The organism is Marininema halotolerans, from assembly GCF_900116235.1.
Taxonomy (GTDB): Bacteria; Bacillota; Bacilli; order Thermoactinomycetales; family DSM-45169; genus Marininema; species Marininema halotolerans.
In genome coordinates this window covers 190,891-211,022 of the sequence record NZ_FPAA01000003.1, presented here as the reverse complement: position 1 = coordinate 211,022, position 20,132 = coordinate 190,891, and the positions used below count along the sequence as shown (strand labels likewise).

The following is a 20,132-nucleotide window of genomic DNA, read 5'->3' as shown; positions in this document are numbered from 1 at the left end:
CCTTCCATGGAAGGTCTCTTCTTTATCTCACCTACGCTTTAGTACGCCCGCCCAAACCAGACGGTATATTTGGATTCCTTAGCACAAACGATGCATTTCTTCTTTTCCATAGGTGCATCAAAGGGAATATTACGGGAAGTAAATTTTGTTTCATCCTTCACCTGTGATTCACACTCTTCTTCTCCACACCAACCTGCTAATACCCAACCTGCTATCTCACCTACATTTTCCTGATGAACAATATGGGCTTTTAAATCATCCAGGGTATCCACTGTAAAATGGGAGTGCTTATCTCTGAAGGCAACTGCTCTTTGAACCATGGTTTTCTGAATATGAACCAACAGTTCCTCAACATGCTCAACTACACGATCCAGTCCGACGGTTATTTTTTCTCCAGTATCGCGCCGCACCAGAATCACCTGATTGTTATCCACATCCCGCGGCCCGATTTCAAGTCGAAGAGGTACCCCCCGTAGCTCCCACTCATTAAACTTCCAGCCCGGCGTCTCATCTCGCAAATCCGCTCGAACACGTATACCACCCGCCTTCAGTTGGTCATAAAGTGGATCAAATTTCTCCATCACCTTCTCACGTAATTTCCCTGGCCCTACAGGAATCATTACCAGTTGAGTTGGTGCCATACGCGGTGGTATTACTAACCCTTGATCATCGCCGTGAACCATAATCATCGCACCAATTAGGCGTGTAGATGTTCCCCACGAAGTGGTATGTACATACTTTTGTTGGTTATCTCGATCAAGGAATTGAATCTCAAAGCTCCTTGCAAAATTCTCCCCTAAATAATGAGAGGTACCCGCCTGTACCGCCTTTCCATCCTTCATCATCGCCTCGATGGAATACGTATCAATCGCCCCTGCAAACCGTTCACTCGGCGTCTTTTGTCCCATCCAGACGGGTATGGCGAGTTCTTGTTCCACCACTTCCTGATAAATTTGTAGCATCTGCATCGTCTCTTCCCGCGCTTCTTGCTCGGTAGCATGGGCGGTATGACCTTCTTGCCACAAGAACTCCGATGTACGCAAAAATGGCAAGGTTCTTTTTTCCCAACGAAAAACATTGGCCCATTGATTAATTAAGACAGGTAAATCCCGATAGCTTTGAATCCATTGGCTATATAAATGACCAATCATCGTTTCAGAAGTAGGGCGAAGCGCTAGGCGTTCCTCCAGCTTTTCACTCCCTGCTTCCGTTACCCAGGGTAACTCGGGATTAAAGCCTTCTACGTGCTCCTTCTCTTTCTGAAAAAAAGACTCGGGTATCAGCATCGGGAAATAAGCATTTCGATGCCCCGTCTCTTTAAATCGTTGATCCATTTTAGACTGAATGCGTTCCCATAACTCAAACCCATCCGGTTTAAAGGCGATGCAACCACGCACGGGTGTATAATCCATTAAATCCGCTTTACGGATGGCATCAATATACCAACGTGAAAAGTTTTCTGATTGTGGGGTAATGCCTTTTTCATTCTTTTTTTGATCGCTCATCACTGTTCACTCCTAACAAAGATCGGTTATTTTCATCGATACAACCCAACGTCCCTTTTTTCCTGCACAAAAAAATCCCCTGTCCCATAGGGACGGGAATTTCCCGCGGTACCACCCTGATTAACCATACCCATGGGGTATGATTCACTCCACACCCTCGATAACGGGAGGATATCCGAAATGGCTCATCACCATCAGCTCTGGGGTGGGAAGTAGCTCCTTAGCGTATCAACCTTCCAGACTCGGGTTGACTCTCTTAAACGCGTCATGAGGCTACCATCCCCTTCATTGCCTCTGTGTAAATAATTAGCAAAATCGTAGCACGATCATTTACCCAAGTCAAGAATTCCAAACCATATACCTTTTTTTGCAGGATGAACCCTCCATCTGTCGAACCCCTTTGGGATGAAAAAAAACGCATCAACACCTAAGGAGGAATCATGGTGAACAGTATGGATCTAATCCTTCACGAATGTAACAATGCTTCCCAGGCCAACGATTGGTTTATCTCCTTAAAACAAGCACTCGCCGGATTAACTGCGGAACAAGCCTCATGGAAACCTGAAGGAGAAAACATCAGTTCTATTTGGGAACTCACTTCCCACATGCTTTATTACAAAGAACGACTATTTCTTCGCTTGCAAGGGAAGGAGACCGACTACTCCTTAAGTAATGAGGAAACGTTTCATCCCTCGGGCCACAGCCAAGCGGACTGGGATCAACTCGTTAATCGCATGTTAACCCTCAATGACAACCTTCTTAATCAACTTCAGACCATGAGAGAAACGGATTTTAGCAACGATACATCCGATTCTCCATTATGGCAGCACATTAGCAACATCATTCATCACGATGTTTATCACACTGGACAAATGGTCACCCTGCGAAAATTGCAAAAAGCATGGCATCCTGAACCTCAAAATGCCTAGTAAATCATCACTAGAATCAAGCTCAGTGCCCCCCCTATGGGAGGCACTTATATTTAACTCCCTGTTACAATCATGAGCATAGTTCCTATACTTAAAAAACCTGTACCGATTAAAACCGTACCAATTACTACATCCGAAACAAAATGAATCACCTTGTCCATTGTATCTTTCTGACGCCACTCGCCATCATCGTTCCCCTTCACAAAAATACGAACCCATAACCAAATCGACAGGACTAACAACACCATCGCCAATGCCCATACGATCGCTAAATTTCCATTAATAATATAGGGAATTATGTCCACCTCCACTATCGAACTCTATTATTTTTTTAGTATACACGATCATCCATCCCGTTCTTATAACCCATTCAAAAAAACGTAGGCTGCCCCCCCACGTTTTTTGAATGGGTTATTGTGCCACCCTTTAGGATAACACGATCGATCCTTTCTTCTCTTTTGCCTCTGTAAAGTAGCTCATCTTTTCAATGGACGCCACACAACTTTGCGTGGCATCACTGGATTGCAGATAGATGGTGCCTTCCCCTGTACGTAATACAATGCCCGACTTCAAAACCAATCCATTCTTAAACGTGACATCGATTGGCATATTGATCAACGTATTAAACTGCTCCCGAAAGGGTCTCTCTTTACACAAGCATTCCCCTTTACTTGCTTGCGGTTGTGCTAATGCCATCATAGGACCTGTATTAAATAATACGGCAACCACATCACAGATGCTGACAACATGCGTTAACGACTCATTTACCATGGAGACCAGGTAGTTATCTACCGTTTGGATCGTTGCTGTCTGAAAAAGAAGCTCTCGATTCGGTTGGTCCGCCTCTGTCACTAACGTAACTTGTTGACCAACGATTTGACTTAATGCCTTTTGCATGGGTGCAATGCAACATGTGCAAATGGATGAGGGATGCACTTTTTTCAAACCACTCGCCTTTTGGATCCCTTTGCTCCCTTTTGCTACCGGTTTCCGCCGTGTCCCTTTTTTTACGTTTCGGCTCACCCAAATCACCCCTAACCATGGTCACATGTTCCATTTATATGAAAAACCCATGATTCTTGTGCTTGCAAGTCAATGGGAAATGATTTGATTCTCGATCCGATGAAATCGGGTTCTCTTCTCTAGCAATTGTTCTTGCAAGTGCAGCTTCAAAAAAGCACTCACTTGTTTGATTGCAGTCATTTAGGCAACTTCGTTCGGTTCAGATTGACGAACCGTCTAAATGGCGGAAGAACAGCCAATCGCATCATGGACTCTTGAAGCCACAGGGTTAAGTGGTTTTCCGGGACAAACCATTTCGCAAGCTTTTGGGCGGATTGTTGGATGTTGGCAATCGGAGGGCGCATCAATTCCTCATAGTTTTGCAATGCTGCGAAAAGATTCGGTTCTTTTTCGATTTCACGAGAGAGAACCCAAGCACCAGCCATCGCCATGGAAGCCCCTTGTCCTGCGATCAATGAAACCGCTTGACAGGCATCTCCAATCAGTACCACGCGTCCCTTCGTCCATTTAGGCAACCGTACCTGGGAAACCTCATCAAAGTACAGATCCGACGCTGTCTCCACCATGGATAACAGCTCTGGGACCATCCACTCTAGATCCCCATAATGGTGCCGCAGTTCCCGAGCAGTGACTTCTCGAGTGATTGGCTCCTCCAACCGAGGGGATCGATACACGAAGAAAGTGGCCAGTCTCCCCTCATCGATAGGGTAAACTGAAATCTGTCGATTTGGACGCGGCAACATGTAGAAGGATTTCCGATACTTTTCATCCATCCCTTGCTTATCCAAAATGAATGCAGCCGTATAGTAACCTAGAAAATGAAGAGAGGATGGATCTTCTCCAAAGGTTAATGACCTTGTTCTGGATTGAATGCCGTCCGCACCCACCAACAAATCACAGGGTAGAGAATGACCATTAGAAAGGGTTACATTGACGTGATCAGCATCTTGCTCAAAGGATTGAATTGTGGTTCCAAAGAGAAAGTCGACGTGCCCTTTTACACGATCATATAAAAGGCGCTCTAGGTTTCCCCGCATGAAGTTGTAATGCTTCCCCTGAAACATCCTACGTATCGACGACTGATACGAAAGGGAAAACTTCTCTTCCCCCTCAGGGCTCAGAAACTTTAACGATTCGATCGGATAATGAATCTTCTCCAGGTCATTTTGTAAGCCCATTTCTTCAGCTACCTCATAACCCGGCCCAAAAAAATCGATCATAAAGCCTTCTGTACGGAGTTTAGCTGACTTTTCGACAATGGTCACAGAATGTCCCATTCGATGCAAACCATCCGCTAGGGTAAGTCCTGCAATCCCGCCACCCACGATGAGAACCTTGATATGGAGCCCTCCTTGCAATTAGACATGGATTTTACTTATCGAGATGCTCACAAAGGGATCAGGTAGAAAGGGGGTATGACTCTTTTAACAGAGCAAGATCTTCTATTAATTCTTCACCATAGGAAACCGTTTCGTTTCGGGCATCAAATAAATGAGCCACGCGTTCGGCTTCATGAGTAAACCAATCAACTAACTCTGGCACCGGATATTGATTTTGTTCATCACAGGCAACTGGAAAGTCTGTCGCTAACCGTAGTTTCACAGTCCGATGACCCTGGTCCATCAGCTTCATGAACAATAATCGTGCACCTCGAAAAAACATGTGCCGATTACGCTCCTCACGAGAGGTTATTGCAAAGGCAACCATTTTTTCAAAGATACGTAAAGCACGGGACAGCTGGTCCGTCAATGCTAAAAACTGAAGATGTTTTCCTGCTGAATGTATCCGATCCCCATTATGACTCGCATACCCTTCCGATTTACGCTGCATCTGATCCGCTTCATCCATTCGGCCCGCTTTTAATAACGCCAACATGAGGTTGCTTTGGGTCCTTCCTGGTACACTATGACACGATTGCTCTCCCTCTAACAGTGGACGAGCGATTAGCAATGCTTGCTCCAAGTTCTTTTCACGAAATAGGTAGTGATTAACGACAAAGTTTGTTTCACACGCAAGACAATCCTGAGATCCATCCTTCGGTAATGTTTCCCAGCGACTAAAATGCTTTTGTACGTTCTCCTCCTCAGCAAACTCACAAGCAACTTTGTAACGAATGTTTTCCACCGCACGTAAACTTAACCCTTGTTTACGGTAACGGCGATCCATATCCTCAACAATGGCAAGAATTTGCGCTTTTGAAATATGGCTAAATCCAAGTAAACTATCAGCAATCCATTTATATACCCACAACAGATGATCCATTTCAAACTCATCTTCATACTCAGGATTCTTATCGATTTGAGCGAGAATCCAGCTAAAGGCAACTAACGCTTTATCCCCATGGCCACTATAGGTAGCTGACTGCACTAACGCCTCTCTTGCATAAAAGCTCCATTCAACATCTTGATGAACATCAGCCATCCGAACAACTTCCTCCAAAACAGCTACTGCACGATCACTATATTCACCCACCACGCTATCGTACATTTCTTCGAGTTGCTGACGATAATCACTACTCATCATTCACACCTCATTATTAGGATCTTCTTTTTTTTCTACAACCGACTCGATCATTCCCAATAACCCTTGATTGAGCAAGGCCATTTCCTTATCAGAAAGGGGGTGATGGCCCATTAGGAGTGCTTGAACATACAACATTTCAATCGCTTGTTTAAGAACGGAGGTTTCCTCGACTTTTGTCAAACGCTTGATTAATGGATTCTTTAAATTAAAGCAAAGCCCCGCATATTGACTGTTCGTAAATTCATTTTCAAAACTATTTAGAATGCCTCCCCACGTATCGTCTACGATGTCCTTCGTCAGCCGGGTCTGCCTTGCAAAATTAGCCTGTTCATTGGATGTATAAATGGTTGGCAGACTTGCGGGTTCAAATTTTTTGATATCCGATGCAACACGGTAGGGATGTAACGTAAGGTCTGCAGTACGGAGGAGTAAAAAGGCCCCTTCCCGCTCATCCAATGTTAAGTCCTCCAAATGATTGGTCAGACTCGCCGCATCCAATTTATCTACCTGTACATCCGGGTCGACTTGCTTTAGCATCGAAAGAAGTTCTTGATTATAAACATAGCCCGCATTGAGAATACAAAGCCCTTGTGATGCGGCAATTTGTGCAATTTGCCGGAATTCATCCACAGTTGAAACATATCGCAAAATGCCATTTCGTTGCCGGCATTCCCCGAGTGTCAGGCGACCCAACGTGGTTTCAAAATAAATAAAGTCACCAAACACTCGGAAGCATTCTTTATCTTCAGAAGCCAACGAGCAGATCGCCATATGATGCAGATTAATGATTTCCTGTAAGCGTTGGGGTGCTTGATCCGCTAACCCTTTTAAATAGTTACGTAACGTTTCTCCTAATACAGTTCGAGTCGCCTCTAACTCTTCATTCTCATAAAATCCTTCTCGGGATGCCACCGGTCTGAGTTGTTCCGCATTCACCACGCAACGAACAAATACTGCCCAGTCGGGTAGTAAATTTTCCACTTGATCGGATAACAACATGCCTTTCAAATGCACCCGATGACGGCTTTTCATTTTAGGTCGGGTCGCTTGGGATAACACATAGGCAACTCCTGTGATCCCGCCGGTTTCTGTACGAAGGGGGATATAATCTATAAACTGCTGATCAAACAGTTCACGACCATACTCCAAATAAGAGCGTCGTTCCTCATCTGAAGAATAATAGACTCCCTCCCAAGGTGGGCGACGGTCATTGATCTGTTTCCTCCGATCCCCTTCAGAAAGATCGATCGGTATCGGCAAAAGGTTTCCGAAATGATGCACTAATTTACCCACTTGCTCAATATCAAAATAGTTCTCCATTCCTTGACTGGCGCGCAGATACACCCTCGTTCCCGGAGAGACATGGGTCTCTAGCAAGCGTACTTCATAGGTTCCATCGGATTTACCACGCCACTCCACGGCAGGATGATCTCCCTGTCGCGCGGATTTGGTAATCATTAAGATTTCATCAGCAATCATGAAGCAAGATAATAAGCCAATACCAAATTGGCCAATAAAATCATTGCGTTGTTTGGCGAGGTCCGCACGTTTTGAGCTTTCGCCAATCGTTGCAAGAAAGCGATGAACTTCCTCTTCTGTTAACCCAATTCCGTTATCTTCAAATACGAGGGACGGTTGTTGATTCCCTGTTGCCTTCACCACTTGAATATCCAAGCGCCCTTGATGCTCTTCATCAATTAACTTTCGCCCTTGTATCGCATCAACCCCATTTTGCATGAGTTCACGGATAAACACCTGGGGTCCGCTATACAGATGATGACTTAATAGATCGATAATTCCACCTAAATGAATTTGGAATTGATACTTTTGCAACGTTATATCCCTCCATTATGTATCTTGGTCATCGCTTCAATCACCACTCAAAATTGAAAAAGTAGCCATGTTGCCAATAAAGTATTAGCTTACCTGTGAGGAAACCTCTTCATCAGGTTTCATCCTGATTTTCTCCCCTTCATTTTACCAGATGAGAATATCAATAATCATAGAAATGAAAATAAATCACTTTAACACACCATTTTTTTAGAAGAAATCATGCATTTAAAAGTCATTACAGAGGATTCATCGATGTTTAATTGATCTACACTTTCCATTAACTATTACTTTTGTTCCATTACACACAACATTTAACCTGTTATATCCCAAGAGTAGCCACTAACACCCATGGTCGTTGGCTTAAAAGCACGGTATGCATGATAGGATCTTACATGAGAACCCCCTTCTAAATAATCAACCCATCAAAAAAAAATCCCCGTAAATTTGGGGATTTATTTTTAGATAAGTGAACATCATCCTAAGTGACTACCTCTCATTTATTGATAAGAGGTTTCCGCTAATCTATTTCCATCGATTTATCTTGCACGTTGATTCCAACCTACTTACCTTCAGGAAAACATGGGTGATGCTCTTTTTCTATTTCGAATAAGGGAATTCCAAATGAGTAGCCTTCGGTAAAGAGGCAGCAAGCTTTTTAATGGCTTTAGCTGAAACATTCCCACTGATCCAAATGAGAAAGCCTTCCTCACGATAATAAAGAATCGGATTCTTTTTTGTTCCCGTAAATAGATAATGCTTACCCTCATTGAGAATCGGATCGCGTTTAGGATCTTTCGGAGAAAAACTCTCTAAGGGGAATAGAAATTGTGGCTTCCCATTCAGTTTTTCTGGATCAAGAGGAGGAATCTCATACTTTCCAATCGTGATGACGTACTTCTCATTAGCAAACACCCAAACCTTGTCTTTATCGTCATCGTCAATTAAAAACTCTCCATCAACAAAATTTTCAAAGGGCAAGGCAAGCCCCTTTGCATCGGTTTCCATCTCACCAATGCTAAAATCATATACACCATTGATTGCCCAATAACGTCTTTTTTCATGATCCTTTTTGGGAAACTGTGAAAAAAGAAAATAGTTAGTATCGGTAGCGGGTACTTTGACCACTGTAATCCCTTGATTACCATAGGTAACATTATATAAAACATGCTGCTTCTTGGCTTGCACCACTTTTTTATTGGATAATTTCCATTTAACCTGATGGATCACGGCTTCTTCTGGTGTTTTCCTCTCTTTAATAGGAGCTTCACTGGCTTCGACCTCTTTCACATAAAGTTTACGATGTGGCTTCTCTCGCTTCTCATGTGCTTTTTCTGGCTTTTGATGTGCCTTTTCTGGCTTCTTGTGATCTAAAGATTTTGCTTGGTAACACCCACTAATCAACACAAGAATCAATACAGTGTATACATATTTAATTATTGATTTCATTTTCATCCACCTATTTATTTTTTTCTTTCAAAGTGGGTAATTATTCAGGATTTACGGGAAAGAGGAGGAAGTAGTACCTTTATAAATATTTCGCACGATTTAGATCTCTGATTCAGTGATTTTCCCACTGATCGATCTGGTAACTCGATCACAAAACTCGGGTGTACCATGAATTCTAAAGGTAATCTCACCCCCATCTTCAATGGTCAACATCCAATCTTTGTTCACACCAAGTAAACCGGTACAACCTGCCTCCCCACCATTTACAATATCTTCATTTAAATGCTGATATAAAGGGGATAAGGGGAATGAACCGCATCTTTTCAAGCTATAATGTCCAACCGTGTCCGTCATACTGCCAAATCCATCATGGACAATTACTTTAAAAAAATGACATCCTTCAATTAGTTCTAAATCAATACAAGCTTGACGTATAGCGTCATTTAACTCTTTTGATGAAAATGGAGCCGGATGATGATTATGAATAATGGCTTCCATTGGATTGTAAAACGTATTAAAATTCAACTGATATAAAACCTTGTTCGTTTGAAAGTATTGATCTTCTAACGAATCTTCCGGAAAAATATGCCGCTTTAACCACACCTTAATTTCTTCTTTTTTCTCATTAGAAATGTTATGGATTTTTTCATAGTAATCCCGATCCATTTAATGCATTCCTCCATTCACTAATCTCGTCGGCATCCGACGGGAACCTTAAGCACCAAAATTCACAAATAAGATATTACCATATAGTAATTACATGCTAACGATCCATACAATTTGAAATTGCATCGATTGAAAATTAGATATGTAATTATCCGATATCCCTTTACATAGGTTAGCCATTCTTTATCAAAAAGCAAAGGAAAAAATAATTGGCTAAAGCAGTTCATTATAAAAGTGGGGGTCTGGCATTTGAAATACATTGAGTTCGGCATTGGAAACAAATGGTGGTTGCGAACGGAGACAGAAGGAAGTGATGGTATTGAATATGAGGAAAAAGGAGTTCAACAGCCCATTATCATTCAATCTCTCTATCTAAGGGTTTGGGTAGGAAAGACCGTTTTCATCCTAGATTCCAGGGATGGATTTAAAAGAACCCAAAAAAACCGAAACAAATTTAAATTTATCTTGGGAGTCACGAGTCGATGAGAGGATTAGAGTGGATAGAAGAAAAGGGGTTTCGAGTATTAAATACACGAATCCCCTTTTTACATTTTTATGGACTGATTTAACATGCCTCGCGCACTAAGCACGATGGATAAGATCTCTTCTGACGATTGATTGCCACGTACCCTTTCCCAAGCCAACTATCCTTCGGAAACTGGTGGAACTGCAGGGATCGATGCGGGAGCAAAAAGGTCTAACACCTCTGCTGTTGTTGGAATGGATGTAGGCAATGGGCTTGTAGATGCACAGATTGCACCGTCTTTATTATCGGTAGTACACGTATTGCATAAATAGACATTCGCTGTCAAAGCAGATAACAAACCGACCGAATCATCTTCAATATCAAAGGTCGGATTATCTTGTGCGGTATTTCGTATGAAAACATTATTAAAGGAGTCGGATTGAACAAAAATACCGAATTGGGTGTTATTCGAGGAAGTATTCCCTTGGACTAAAGATTCCGTGGTCGTAGCCAATGCGAGTCCCGCATCGTTATTCGAGAGAGTATTAAATTGGACGCATACCGGTGCCGTTGCTACCACTTGAAACAATAGGATTCCTGTAGAAATAAAATTAGCCCCTGTATAAATGTTGGCGGTAACTGTATTTCCCTGTACAAAGGCTGTTGCACTACGAGATATCTGAATCCCATTTTGGGCAATCGTAGGGGTTGCTCCTACTCCCGTCACCGTATTATTTAATACGGCGCTACAGGTTCCCGATCCATTAATTCGAATGCCTGTTTTTTGATAGGAAGTAATGGTATTGCCAACGACGATGGCGGATCCCACATCGACATTGATCCCTGTTCCCTGCTGAAGGCCTGATAAAGGATTATCTCTGATGTCAGTGATGACATTATTATCAATGATCGCCGATCCTCCACCTGTGACATAAATCCCGATTCTTAAATTTCCTTGCACTACGGAAGGTCCCGTTACTGTAAAGCCACTGATTCGAGTACATTGTGCATTGGTTGTGACTAGGGCAAAATTCCCCACAACTCCCCCAGCCGGAGTCGTGATAATAGCTGCTTGTGGCGTTTGTGATACTAACAATAAATTATCCTTTCCAACAGGGATCGTCACCTGTTCTGCATACGTATCCGGAAATACTAAGATTTCGTCTCCACTACTTGCAGCAGTTACAGCTGCTTGGATGGTTGCAAACATCTGTCCAGGTCCAACTGTTAATGTGTCACCCGTCGGTGGAGAACAAGGGAAAATCCCACCACAGGATGTATCCACAGTGCAGGCTCTATAATCACAAGTTGCACTGGGGCCTGTTGGCCCCCGTGGTCCCCGCGGACCACGAGGACCTTGAAATCCCCGTGGGCCACGGGCGCCTCGACATTTACACGTCCCGCCTATTTTTCTCACGTCCCTTCTTCCAAACGTCATTCATCGTATTCAAAGGCCACGAACATGAAAGCAGTACATCCCTATTTCCACTTGAATATGCAACCTGATGAGATTCTGACCCCGCTTTTGACCATAGTCTCTCTGGAATCAGTCTGAGGACCATCATCTTTTTAATTGACACCTCAGGAAAAATAACAATTACCGAAGATTGTAATGTTGAACCAGATAAGACACCAGCCAGATAGGTGAATTTCAAGAAATATATAAGGCCACGGTTATACAGCATCAAGCTGTCCATAAACTATAAAATTGACATATAAGAAAAAAATACTATTTTTTGATGTTATTGAACAAAAAACAACATTTGTCTACGATAATAGAATGATGGGATTTTTATTAACATTCAGAATGGAGACGTGCAATGAAAAAGTTTTTGATGATTGCTGGATCGGTTTTCGTAGGGTTTTGTCTTTTTGGAGTTGCATGTATCGCCTTGGTTGGTGGTGCTGCTGTCGATGAAGCTGATAAAGCCATAAAGAAGGATTTAGAAACTCCTGCTGGCAAAGGCGCCTCTGCTAAATCGAGTGATGGGAAAATTGCAACTTACAAAGAGTATCAAAAAGTCAAACCAGGTATGACGTATGAGGAAGTAAAAAAAATCATTGGTCAAGACGGGGAAGAAACCAGTAATAGTGAAGTGGGCGGAATCAAGACCACCATTTATGATTGGATGAATAACGATGGCAGCAATACATCGATCATCTTCCAAGAAGATCAAGTTGACTCGAAGAGTCAATTTGGTTTAAAGGAGTAAAAAAACCGAGTAGAGTTCAACCTGCTCAGTTTTTTATCCCTTCCCTTTAAAAATCACTACAAGTAGACTCCCTTATGTTAACGTTTAGGGGTAAGGATATGATTTATGTCCAATCCATATAGAAATGGGGATGTACCATTGTCAGAGATCTCTTCCTTTCGTATCCCTTATGGAAATCATCCATCCCAATATGGTGATCTCCGCTTGCCAACTTCCCTTGGACGAAGCCCCATCGTCGTATCCATTCATGGTGGCTTCTGGCAATCCAAATATGGGCTGGAATTAAATGATCCCATTGTTGAGGATTTAACTCGCCGTGGTTATGCAACTTGGAACATTGAGTACCGCCGAGTCGGGGAAAATGGAGGAGGTTGGACTGGGACCTTTGACGATGTGATCGATGCCATCAATCAGTTAACTCAGCTTGAAAAGAGCTATCCATTAGACCTTTCTCGTATTGTGATCCTTGGACACTCCGCTGGCGGTCACTTAGCTCTATGGTTGGCTTCCCGTAACCACACACAAAATGATGCCTTCGAAAAAACACTACGTATCCCTATCAAGCATGTAATCAGCTTGGCAGGAATTACCGACTTAAAAAGAACATGGGAGATTCATCTGGAAAGTGGGCTGGATGGTAGTCTCGTATCCTCCTTTCTTGATGGAACGCCTCATGAAGTACCTGATCGGTATCGGTTGGCATCACCCATTGAACAACTGCCCATCCCTGCCACTCAACTGTTAATTCATGGTGAACTGGATCGCCACGTTCCCGTTGAGTTAAGTATTGCATATCACCAGAAGGCAGTGGAACAGGGTGCCCACGTTCGCTTACTGACACTTCCAGAAGCGGAACACTTTCAGCTAATTGATCCGGCGTCATCCGCTTGGAAGTCAGTAATTGATTCACTGGAAACGTTATTTTCTGAGTAAAGAGAGCAAACCCATACCGATGAATGTATGTACATATGAGTCATGGACACTTCCACAAAGCCTTACTCGTCCATGGCTCTTTCGCTATGATTTGTCCAATGACACCCATTTTTCACTGAGACATACATTGGGAAAGATGAAGTAGGAAGCGTTTTCTTTCTGGCTTTGCCCCTTATTTTATCCTGGTGCTCCTATCGGATGTTTTCCTGGCTGTTCAGTAAAATCCATTGAATTAAAGGGGATGAAACGAACATGGTTTGTCCTGCATATACCACACAAACCACCTTTGATGTAGGAGGTAATCCAATTGGAATCACCACCGGTGATTTTAATAGCGATGGGAACCTCGATTTGGCGGTGGTCAACGTTAGTAGCGCTACCGTCTCCGTATTATTGGGGGATGGGACCGGTTCATTTGCCACCCAGGCCACCTTTACCGTTGGAAATACTCCCATTCAAATAACAACTGGGGATTTTAATAACGATGGGGATCTCGATTTGGCGGTTACTAATTATTCCACTACTACCATCTCGCTGTTATTGGGTAATGGAGATGGCTCCTTTGCTACCCAAACCACCTTTACCGTCGAAGCTAATCCCTATGGAATCACTGCCGGCGATTTTAATAATGACGGAAACCTTGATTTGGCGGTGGCTAATAATGGTTTTAATGGTGGCACTACCGTCTCCGTGTTATTGGGCAATGGAGCCGGTTCCTTTGGGACCCAAACCACTTTTACTGTGGAAACTGGACCCGAAGGAATCACCACGGGGGATTTTAATAATGATGGGAACCTCGATTTGGCGGTGACCAATTTTAGTTCTGGAACCGTCTCCGTGTTATTGGGCAATGGAGCGGGCTCCTTTGGGACTCAATCCACCTTTGACGTAGGAGATGCACCCGAGGGAATTACCGTGGGGGATTTTAATAATGATGGAAACCTCGATTTAGCGGTTATTAATAACAATAATAATACGGTATCGATTTTATTGGGCAATGGAGACGGCTCCTTTGCTACTCAATCCACCTTTGACGTTGGGATTGAACCCACTCGAATCACGACGGGCGATTTTAATTGCGATGGAAACCTCGATTTGGCGGTTACCAATCTTGGGGTTGAAAATTCTGGCACGACCATATCGGTATTGTTAGGCAATGGAGATGGCTCCTTTGCCACCCAAACCACCTTTACTGTGGGAACTGGACCCGACGGAATCACAACCGGGGATTTTAATAACGACGGAAGTCTCGATTTGGCGATTTCCGATAGTGGCGATGCTACTGTCTCTATCTTACTCAATAGCTGCGTCAATCCCCTCACCTGCTCTGATCTTACGCTGGAAAACGATCCTGGGACCTGTGAAGCGACCGTCCCCGATCCAACGACCGCACAATGTCCTAATGTGATTACGGTTTGTAATCCCGATACCGTCCAAGTCGACTCCCCAACTTCGGTCACGTGTACTGCCACCAGTAATGTCAATCCAACAAATACCGAAGCATGTACTTTTACCGTCACCGTTATCGATACCGAACCACCGGTTCTCTCAGGTCTCAATGATATTGAAATCGAAGCCAATAATAATATAGGTACAATCGTGACATACGTCGATCCCACTGCCACGGACAATTGCCCAGGAACGATTACCATCACCTGTTCGCCCCTCTCTGGTTCCTTCTTTCCTGTAGGTTCCACTACCGTTACCTGTACTGCTTCAGATTCTAACGGAAATGCTAGTACCGGTTCGTTTATTGTTACAGTCATCCCTTTCCAAGAAGAATAGGCGAGTGGGATACAACGACTAAAATGGTTAGGAGCTAAATCAAGGGCCTTTGTCTGCAGGCTCTATGCTACTAAAAATCTCTACAAGAATAGTTGAATATTTTTTAGTTATAGGCTGAATAAATGTAAAAAAGTAGTTGAGTTAATAAATATATAACATATGAACGAGTGATTAAGTGATAACATCCCATCACTTAGAACAAAGCATCTTAACAAAAAAAGGAACCCGTCTTAAGGGAATTCTTTTTGTAATGTTATTCAAAAGCAAGGATGGAATTTGCGCATTGAATTGCTTCACTACTTTTCTCATATCGATCACCCGATATATTTTATTGTGGATAGGTCAAATATATTTCTTGCTAAGAATCCAAAAACATTGAAAAATATGTGTATGACCGCTGTATTTGCTACATGGAAATTGGTATGTACATTGTCTTTTATCAAATCTTCCATAACCCTGTATAATTGCACTCGGGCTACTTGTTACATCCATAAGCTGTATAATTTTAATACTAAGGAGATGATATAGGAATCAATGATTATCGACGAAACATATTCATCTTATAATGGTTAATATACTTTAAACATATTAATTTTTAAAGGAGTGAGTTTAATGTTAAATTTTATTGGATATGGAAGTGCATTCAATACTAATTTAGGGAACAATAGTGCATATATTAAAGAGGACAATAAGTTATTTTTAATCGATTGTGGGAGTAATACCTTCGACCGACTTAAAAGAAGTGGTTTGCTGAATGATGTAGAAAGGATTTATGTACTGCTTACACATACTCATCCAGACCATGTTGGCTCACTCGGAGATTTGATTTTTTATGGCTATTATTTAATAGGCCAATTGGCAGTACCAAATGTAACCGTACTTGCCCCATATGATATAGAAATTAAACAGCTGTTAAAGATGATGGGAGTAGGAGAAAACACATATACGCTTGTACAATTCAATAAAAGTTCAGACATTCCTGATGAATCCTTACATATCAAAGTTAATAGTATTGAAGTAGAACATGTTAAAGAGTTGAAATGCTTTGGTTACGAAATTGAATACACTGGTAAATTGATTTATTATAGCGGTGATTCAAATATGATACCAAAGGATATTTTAAATAGATTGAACAATAGAGAGTTTGATATTTTCTATCAGGATACATGCCAAGCTGACTACGAAGGAAACGTACATTTATCGTTAAGAAGGTTAGATGAGCTAGTAAACCATAATGTGAGGGATATCGTTTATTGCATGCATCTTGATAATGGATTTGACAAAAAAGAGGCACAAAATCTAGGCTTCAATGTTGTTGAGTAAATAATCTCATTCCTATAATTAATAGCACTATATAAATGCGGTCAAGTCGAAGTCGACGGTACTCGATAAATCCACCCCGTCAATGGCGTACTTTGGTTGCAAGGATGCTATTAAAGGCTTCTGCATTGTTGATCTGCTCGAAGGTGAATCCCTAAGGTTATCCAAGTTCAACTCCATACAAAACAACTTTACCCATCCTTACACTCTACCACCCCCTTTGAGTAAGCTATTTACAAACAGCTTACTCAAAGGGGGTAACCTTGGATTTTAATAATCCATATAAAAAGCATCCAAGAAAGGATGCTTTAAAGGAAACGTATGAGGGATGAGCAAATCAATCAAACTCTATGGGAGAGTCAGGAGATTGAAGCTCCTTTGCTAGACGAATAATTTCCGATTCAGAGATATTCCCACTTATCCAAATCATATTTTCCGAATCGAAATAGTAAAGAAGGGATTCATTAGTAGAGATTTTTCCAACAAAAAATTTATATCCCTTAACAGTTATTGATTTTATACCCGGAGGTTGTATAAATGGTTTTTCGGGGGATTTCCCAATAACAACCACTCTTTTTTTATCTCCATAGGCCCAGAGCATTTGCTTATCTTTGGAATCAATTAATAAGGGATCGCCAAAAGAGTTGATTTCCAGGAGATTGTTATCTACCGGGCATTCATTTATCCCATTGATAACCCATTTCCCTTTTTCATTTTCTAAATTGAGAATGTTGTATAGGACAGGTTTTGTCTTAGGAACTTTAACAGCTACCACACCCTGATCTCCAAAAGTCACACTCCATAAGATATCCTTATTTAATGGAACCACTTTCGAATGATCAGATAAAACCCATTCCATCTGATGTAATACAGCCTGAACGGGGGTTTTACTTTTAATCAGTGGAGCTTCTCGAAGAAACAATTTTTTAACAGAAATCCCTTTATTAGAAATTTCTTTTCCTGATGAGTTCTTTGCCTGCTCTGGATTTCTATCTTGTATAGTAGAACATCCAGTCATAATAGCTAATACAAGGAGCAGTATCATAGGTAATCTCAATATAATCAACGGAATTTCTTTTCCCTTAATAAGATTACATCACCTTTAGGACTATATACGGTCACATTGTGACTGTTCGATTGATTACAATCTCGATCTACATAGACGTATGGTCCAGACCATTTTGTTCTCTGGGTACCATATTGATTCCAACCTTTATAATTAGGGCGTATTGTAATAGTGGTATCTTCGCTTTTCGTCCAGGTTACACTTGCATTAGCTGAAATCCCTGCTTTCCATTGTACTGGTCCCCAACCACCTGATAGTTCTCCATTCACTACTGTCCCAAGAGTGGTATCTTTACCTATACTAGATTTGAGAGTAGCATTTTTAGAAGTGTAATTGTATACTACCGTACCTGTAACAATATTATAAAAACTAGTTTTTTCTTTCTTACCTCTGTATACCCATCCCGCCTTGCAACTACCTATAGGTCTTTTGTCAGGTTGATCATCTCTTGCTATTACATCAGAATTGTCATCTTCCCCGCTTAGTTCTAACTGACCTAGAGTAGTTTCCTCCATACTCCCATCTTCATTCACTATATAAACACCTTGAATTTCACCATCCAAGAGATCTTTTTCAGATGGAGTAGAAGATTCCGAATTATTATCAGTACTAACCGATTCTGGTCCATTATCAGCATATGCAATAGAGCTAACCATGGAAAATGATACCAATAAGCACAAAATTGCTACGGACAATTTTTTCATGGAGTTCAGTGCCTCTTCTCGAATGATTTGTAAGAAATTTCTTTTTTGCAAAAAAAAATCTTACCATAATAAATATTGTATAGTCAATTATTTTTTCATAAATCTATTTCATTATAGTATAAAATTATTATATTCCAAATTATATATATATTAAAATTATTTATTATATTGACTTATCAAGCTTAGTTACCAATAATTTAAATGTATATTCCTAATAAAGAATATAATTTGTATTATAGTAGTAGATAATACGGCAAAAAGTACAACTACTGCCCCAAGTTATTTTATCTGCAAGGGTTACTCCAATCCGGACAGGAGTGTGGGATAATTGTAAAGGAGAAATAATATTTTATATAAATAATCTGTAATTTGAGGAGATTGTTATTATGAGAAAGGCAATCTTATGGATCTTATTCTCAGTAGTGATACTATCTGTTGTAGGATTTTCTTTTTATGCAAATGCCCCTACAGACAATCACAAGAAGGATAGCTATACAGAAATAAAAAAATAGCTAGTGTAATAACAGGCTGATTATTATATCAACCTGTTATTTTTCACCAAACTATCTACTTGCCTGATCCCTTATGGTGACCGTAGCATATACCTCTACTCACTCCAGCCTCTTCATCAAGAGTATCCAACTTAATAATCCCATTCTTCTAAATTTTGTTTGATCACTTTTGAAAGTGCTTTTTTTATTTCAGGAGTGTATAAACCGTCTTTCATGGAAATTCTCTTTGCATCAGCAAGTGTATCTCTTGGTTCAGACTCTGCCACCATTCGCCCCACTTTAACTACCGTTCCACTCACCATCGGCACCATTGTTCTAACATCGGTTATCCTCACTCCGAGTATTCGGACAGCCCCTTGATATACCATGCGACGACCTCGCCATTGGAAGGCATTAGCCCCCATTTGCCAAGAAGAGAGGTGATCTGTATCGTTTCGTCATCCACTTTCATCACCACCCCCATATTAATTTCGTCCCCACCGATCTGGATACTTCCGCTCCAATCGCCATGTCACTACTGGCTTTTTCAACATAGAAAAAACACCCCGCTTGGAGGCGCTTAAATAGTGTTTCTATCAATCTTTTCATTTAGCAAATTATAATATATTATCAGTATAATATTTCTTCAAGTTACCCGATACGAGACCATATAAAATTCATTCCAAATATAGTAATAATCGTTATAAAAAGTATAACAATTACTATGATTAATATTATCTTCAGTGCTGTTTTCATCTAGTTTCCTCAATTCAATGTGTTAAAATTTTTCAAAAGTACTCATGTGTGTATCCTTTTTGCGAAAAATCTTAAACAATCCTGTTTTAGAAGTCCAGGGTATTTTAATGCCGTCATTACGAAAGTAGCGTTTGCCTCAGCCCAATCAGTCTTTGTTATATACCTACTTCCTAAAGTGAATGTAACAGGATAAATGTATTTTTAGTTACATAATGCTCCATGGTCTTTTTCAGTAAGTTTAACATCGTTTACTAGTACTTCTTCCACATCACTTGGTGATTGCAACTCAACGAGAGTACTTTTAGGTACATTTCTATTAATTGTTAGTTCCATCTCATCAGACATTTCAGTTGTATCGCCATCATCTAACATTTTCTTCACTACTAAACACTCCTGAATATTTTGTTTTTTTATTTTTTAATTCTGGTAAATCGAATTGTATTATTTAAATAGTTTCATTTATACTTCCCTCT

At 41.1% G+C, this 20,132-nt stretch carries 19 protein-coding genes; 6 read left to right on the top strand and 13 right to left on the bottom strand.

Features of this window, described 5'->3' with window-relative positions; genetic code table 11:
- Window positions 1-38: 38 nt before the first annotated feature.
- A complete protein-coding gene (gene proS, locus CHX35_RS05335) occupies window positions 39-1,505 on the bottom strand; it encodes a proline--tRNA ligase (RefSeq protein WP_091835028.1) in 1,467 nt (488 codons plus the stop codon).
- Between the two features lie 452 nt (window positions 1,506-1,957).
- On the opposite strand from proS, the gene CHX35_RS05330 reads away from it, so the two are divergent.
- Window positions 1,958-2,434, top strand: a complete 477-nt coding sequence (locus CHX35_RS05330; protein ID WP_245838663.1) for a DinB family protein — start codon at window positions 1,958-1,960, stop codon at window positions 2,432-2,434.
- 53 nt (window positions 2,435-2,487) lie between these two features.
- On the opposite strand, the gene CHX35_RS05325 is transcribed toward CHX35_RS05330, so the two are convergent.
- The 7 genes from CHX35_RS05325 to CHX35_RS05295 all read right to left on the bottom strand — a co-directional run bounded on the left by CHX35_RS05325 (window position 2,488) and on the right by CHX35_RS05295 (window position 9,925).
- Window positions 2,488-2,745, bottom strand: coding sequence for a hypothetical protein (locus tag CHX35_RS05325; RefSeq protein ID WP_091835022.1), 258 nt, complete (start codon window positions 2,743-2,745; stop codon window positions 2,488-2,490).
- Between the two features lie 115 nt (window positions 2,746-2,860).
- Window positions 2,861-3,457, bottom strand: a complete 597-nt coding sequence (locus CHX35_RS05320) for a hypothetical protein (RefSeq protein WP_091835019.1) — start codon at window positions 3,455-3,457, stop codon at window positions 2,861-2,863.
- Between the two features lie 176 nt (window positions 3,458-3,633).
- A complete protein-coding gene (locus CHX35_RS05315; protein WP_091835016.1) occupies window positions 3,634-4,815 on the bottom strand; it encodes an FAD-dependent monooxygenase in 1,182 nt (393 codons plus the stop codon).
- A 40-nt stretch (window positions 4,816-4,855) separates the two neighbouring features.
- Window positions 4,856-5,977 (bottom strand): hypothetical protein, encoded by a 1,122-nt coding sequence (locus CHX35_RS05310; protein ID WP_140413554.1) that lies wholly within the window; start codon window positions 5,975-5,977, stop codon window positions 4,856-4,858.
- Between the two features lie 3 nt (window positions 5,978-5,980).
- Window positions 5,981-7,813, bottom strand: coding sequence for an HSP90 family protein (locus CHX35_RS05305; protein ID WP_176391900.1), 1,833 nt, complete (start codon window positions 7,811-7,813; stop codon window positions 5,981-5,983).
- Window positions 7,814-8,410: 597 nt separating this feature from the next.
- Window positions 8,411-9,259 (bottom strand): hypothetical protein, encoded by an 849-nt coding sequence (locus CHX35_RS05300; RefSeq protein ID WP_091835007.1) that lies wholly within the window; start codon window positions 9,257-9,259, stop codon window positions 8,411-8,413.
- A gap of 99 nt (window positions 9,260-9,358) precedes the next feature.
- Window positions 9,359-9,925 (bottom strand): hypothetical protein, encoded by a 567-nt coding sequence (locus tag CHX35_RS05295; RefSeq protein WP_091835004.1) that lies wholly within the window; start codon window positions 9,923-9,925, stop codon window positions 9,359-9,361.
- A 249-nt stretch (window positions 9,926-10,174) separates the two neighbouring features.
- On the opposite strand from CHX35_RS05295, the gene CHX35_RS05290 reads away from it, so the two are divergent.
- Window positions 10,175-10,411 (top strand): DUF3977 family protein, encoded by a 237-nt coding sequence (locus CHX35_RS05290; protein WP_091835001.1) that lies wholly within the window; start codon window positions 10,175-10,177, stop codon window positions 10,409-10,411.
- A 158-nt stretch (window positions 10,412-10,569) separates the two neighbouring features.
- Here CHX35_RS05290 and CHX35_RS05285 read toward each other — a convergent pair whose 3' ends face one another.
- On the bottom strand, window positions 10,570-11,808 hold the full coding sequence (locus CHX35_RS05285) for a right-handed parallel beta-helix repeat-containing protein (protein ID WP_176391899.1): 1,239 nt from the start codon (window positions 11,806-11,808) through the stop codon (window positions 10,570-10,572).
- A 403-nt stretch (window positions 11,809-12,211) separates the two neighbouring features.
- On the opposite strand from CHX35_RS05285, the gene CHX35_RS05280 reads away from it, so the two are divergent.
- The 4 genes from CHX35_RS05280 to CHX35_RS05265 all read left to right on the top strand — a co-directional run bounded on the left by CHX35_RS05280 (window position 12,212) and on the right by CHX35_RS05265 (window position 16,645).
- A complete protein-coding gene (locus tag CHX35_RS05280) occupies window positions 12,212-12,604 on the top strand; it encodes a DUF3862 domain-containing protein (protein WP_091834995.1) in 393 nt (130 codons plus the stop codon).
- A 105-nt stretch (window positions 12,605-12,709) separates the two neighbouring features.
- Window positions 12,710-13,537 (top strand): alpha/beta hydrolase family protein, encoded by an 828-nt coding sequence (locus CHX35_RS05275; protein WP_091834992.1) that lies wholly within the window; start codon window positions 12,710-12,712, stop codon window positions 13,535-13,537.
- Between the two features lie 252 nt (window positions 13,538-13,789).
- A complete protein-coding gene (locus CHX35_RS05270; protein WP_091834989.1) occupies window positions 13,790-15,322 on the top strand; it encodes an FG-GAP-like repeat-containing protein in 1,533 nt (510 codons plus the stop codon).
- 612 nt (window positions 15,323-15,934) lie between these two features.
- Complete coding sequence (locus tag CHX35_RS05265; RefSeq protein ID WP_091834986.1) at window positions 15,935-16,645, top strand: MBL fold metallo-hydrolase; 711 nt, start codon at window positions 15,935-15,937, stop codon at window positions 16,643-16,645.
- Between the two features lie 334 nt (window positions 16,646-16,979).
- Here CHX35_RS05265 and CHX35_RS05260 read toward each other — a convergent pair whose 3' ends face one another.
- The 4 genes from CHX35_RS05260 to CHX35_RS05245 all read right to left on the bottom strand — a co-directional run bounded on the left by CHX35_RS05260 (window position 16,980) and on the right by CHX35_RS05245 (window position 20,040).
- A complete protein-coding gene (locus tag CHX35_RS05260; RefSeq protein WP_091834983.1) occupies window positions 16,980-17,708 on the bottom strand; it encodes a DUF4367 domain-containing protein in 729 nt (242 codons plus the stop codon).
- Window positions 17,705-18,412 (bottom strand): hypothetical protein, encoded by a 708-nt coding sequence (locus CHX35_RS05255; protein ID WP_091834981.1) that lies wholly within the window; start codon window positions 18,410-18,412, stop codon window positions 17,705-17,707. Before CHX35_RS05255 ends, CHX35_RS05260 begins: the two co-directional genes overlap by 4 nt.
- A gap of 643 nt (window positions 18,413-19,055) precedes the next feature.
- A complete protein-coding gene (locus CHX35_RS17995; protein WP_281252055.1) occupies window positions 19,056-19,190 on the bottom strand; it encodes a hypothetical protein in 135 nt (44 codons plus the stop codon).
- A gap of 670 nt (window positions 19,191-19,860) precedes the next feature.
- Complete coding sequence (locus CHX35_RS05245; protein WP_091834975.1) at window positions 19,861-20,040, bottom strand: hypothetical protein; 180 nt, start codon at window positions 20,038-20,040, stop codon at window positions 19,861-19,863.
- Window positions 20,041-20,132 lie beyond the last annotated feature (92 nt).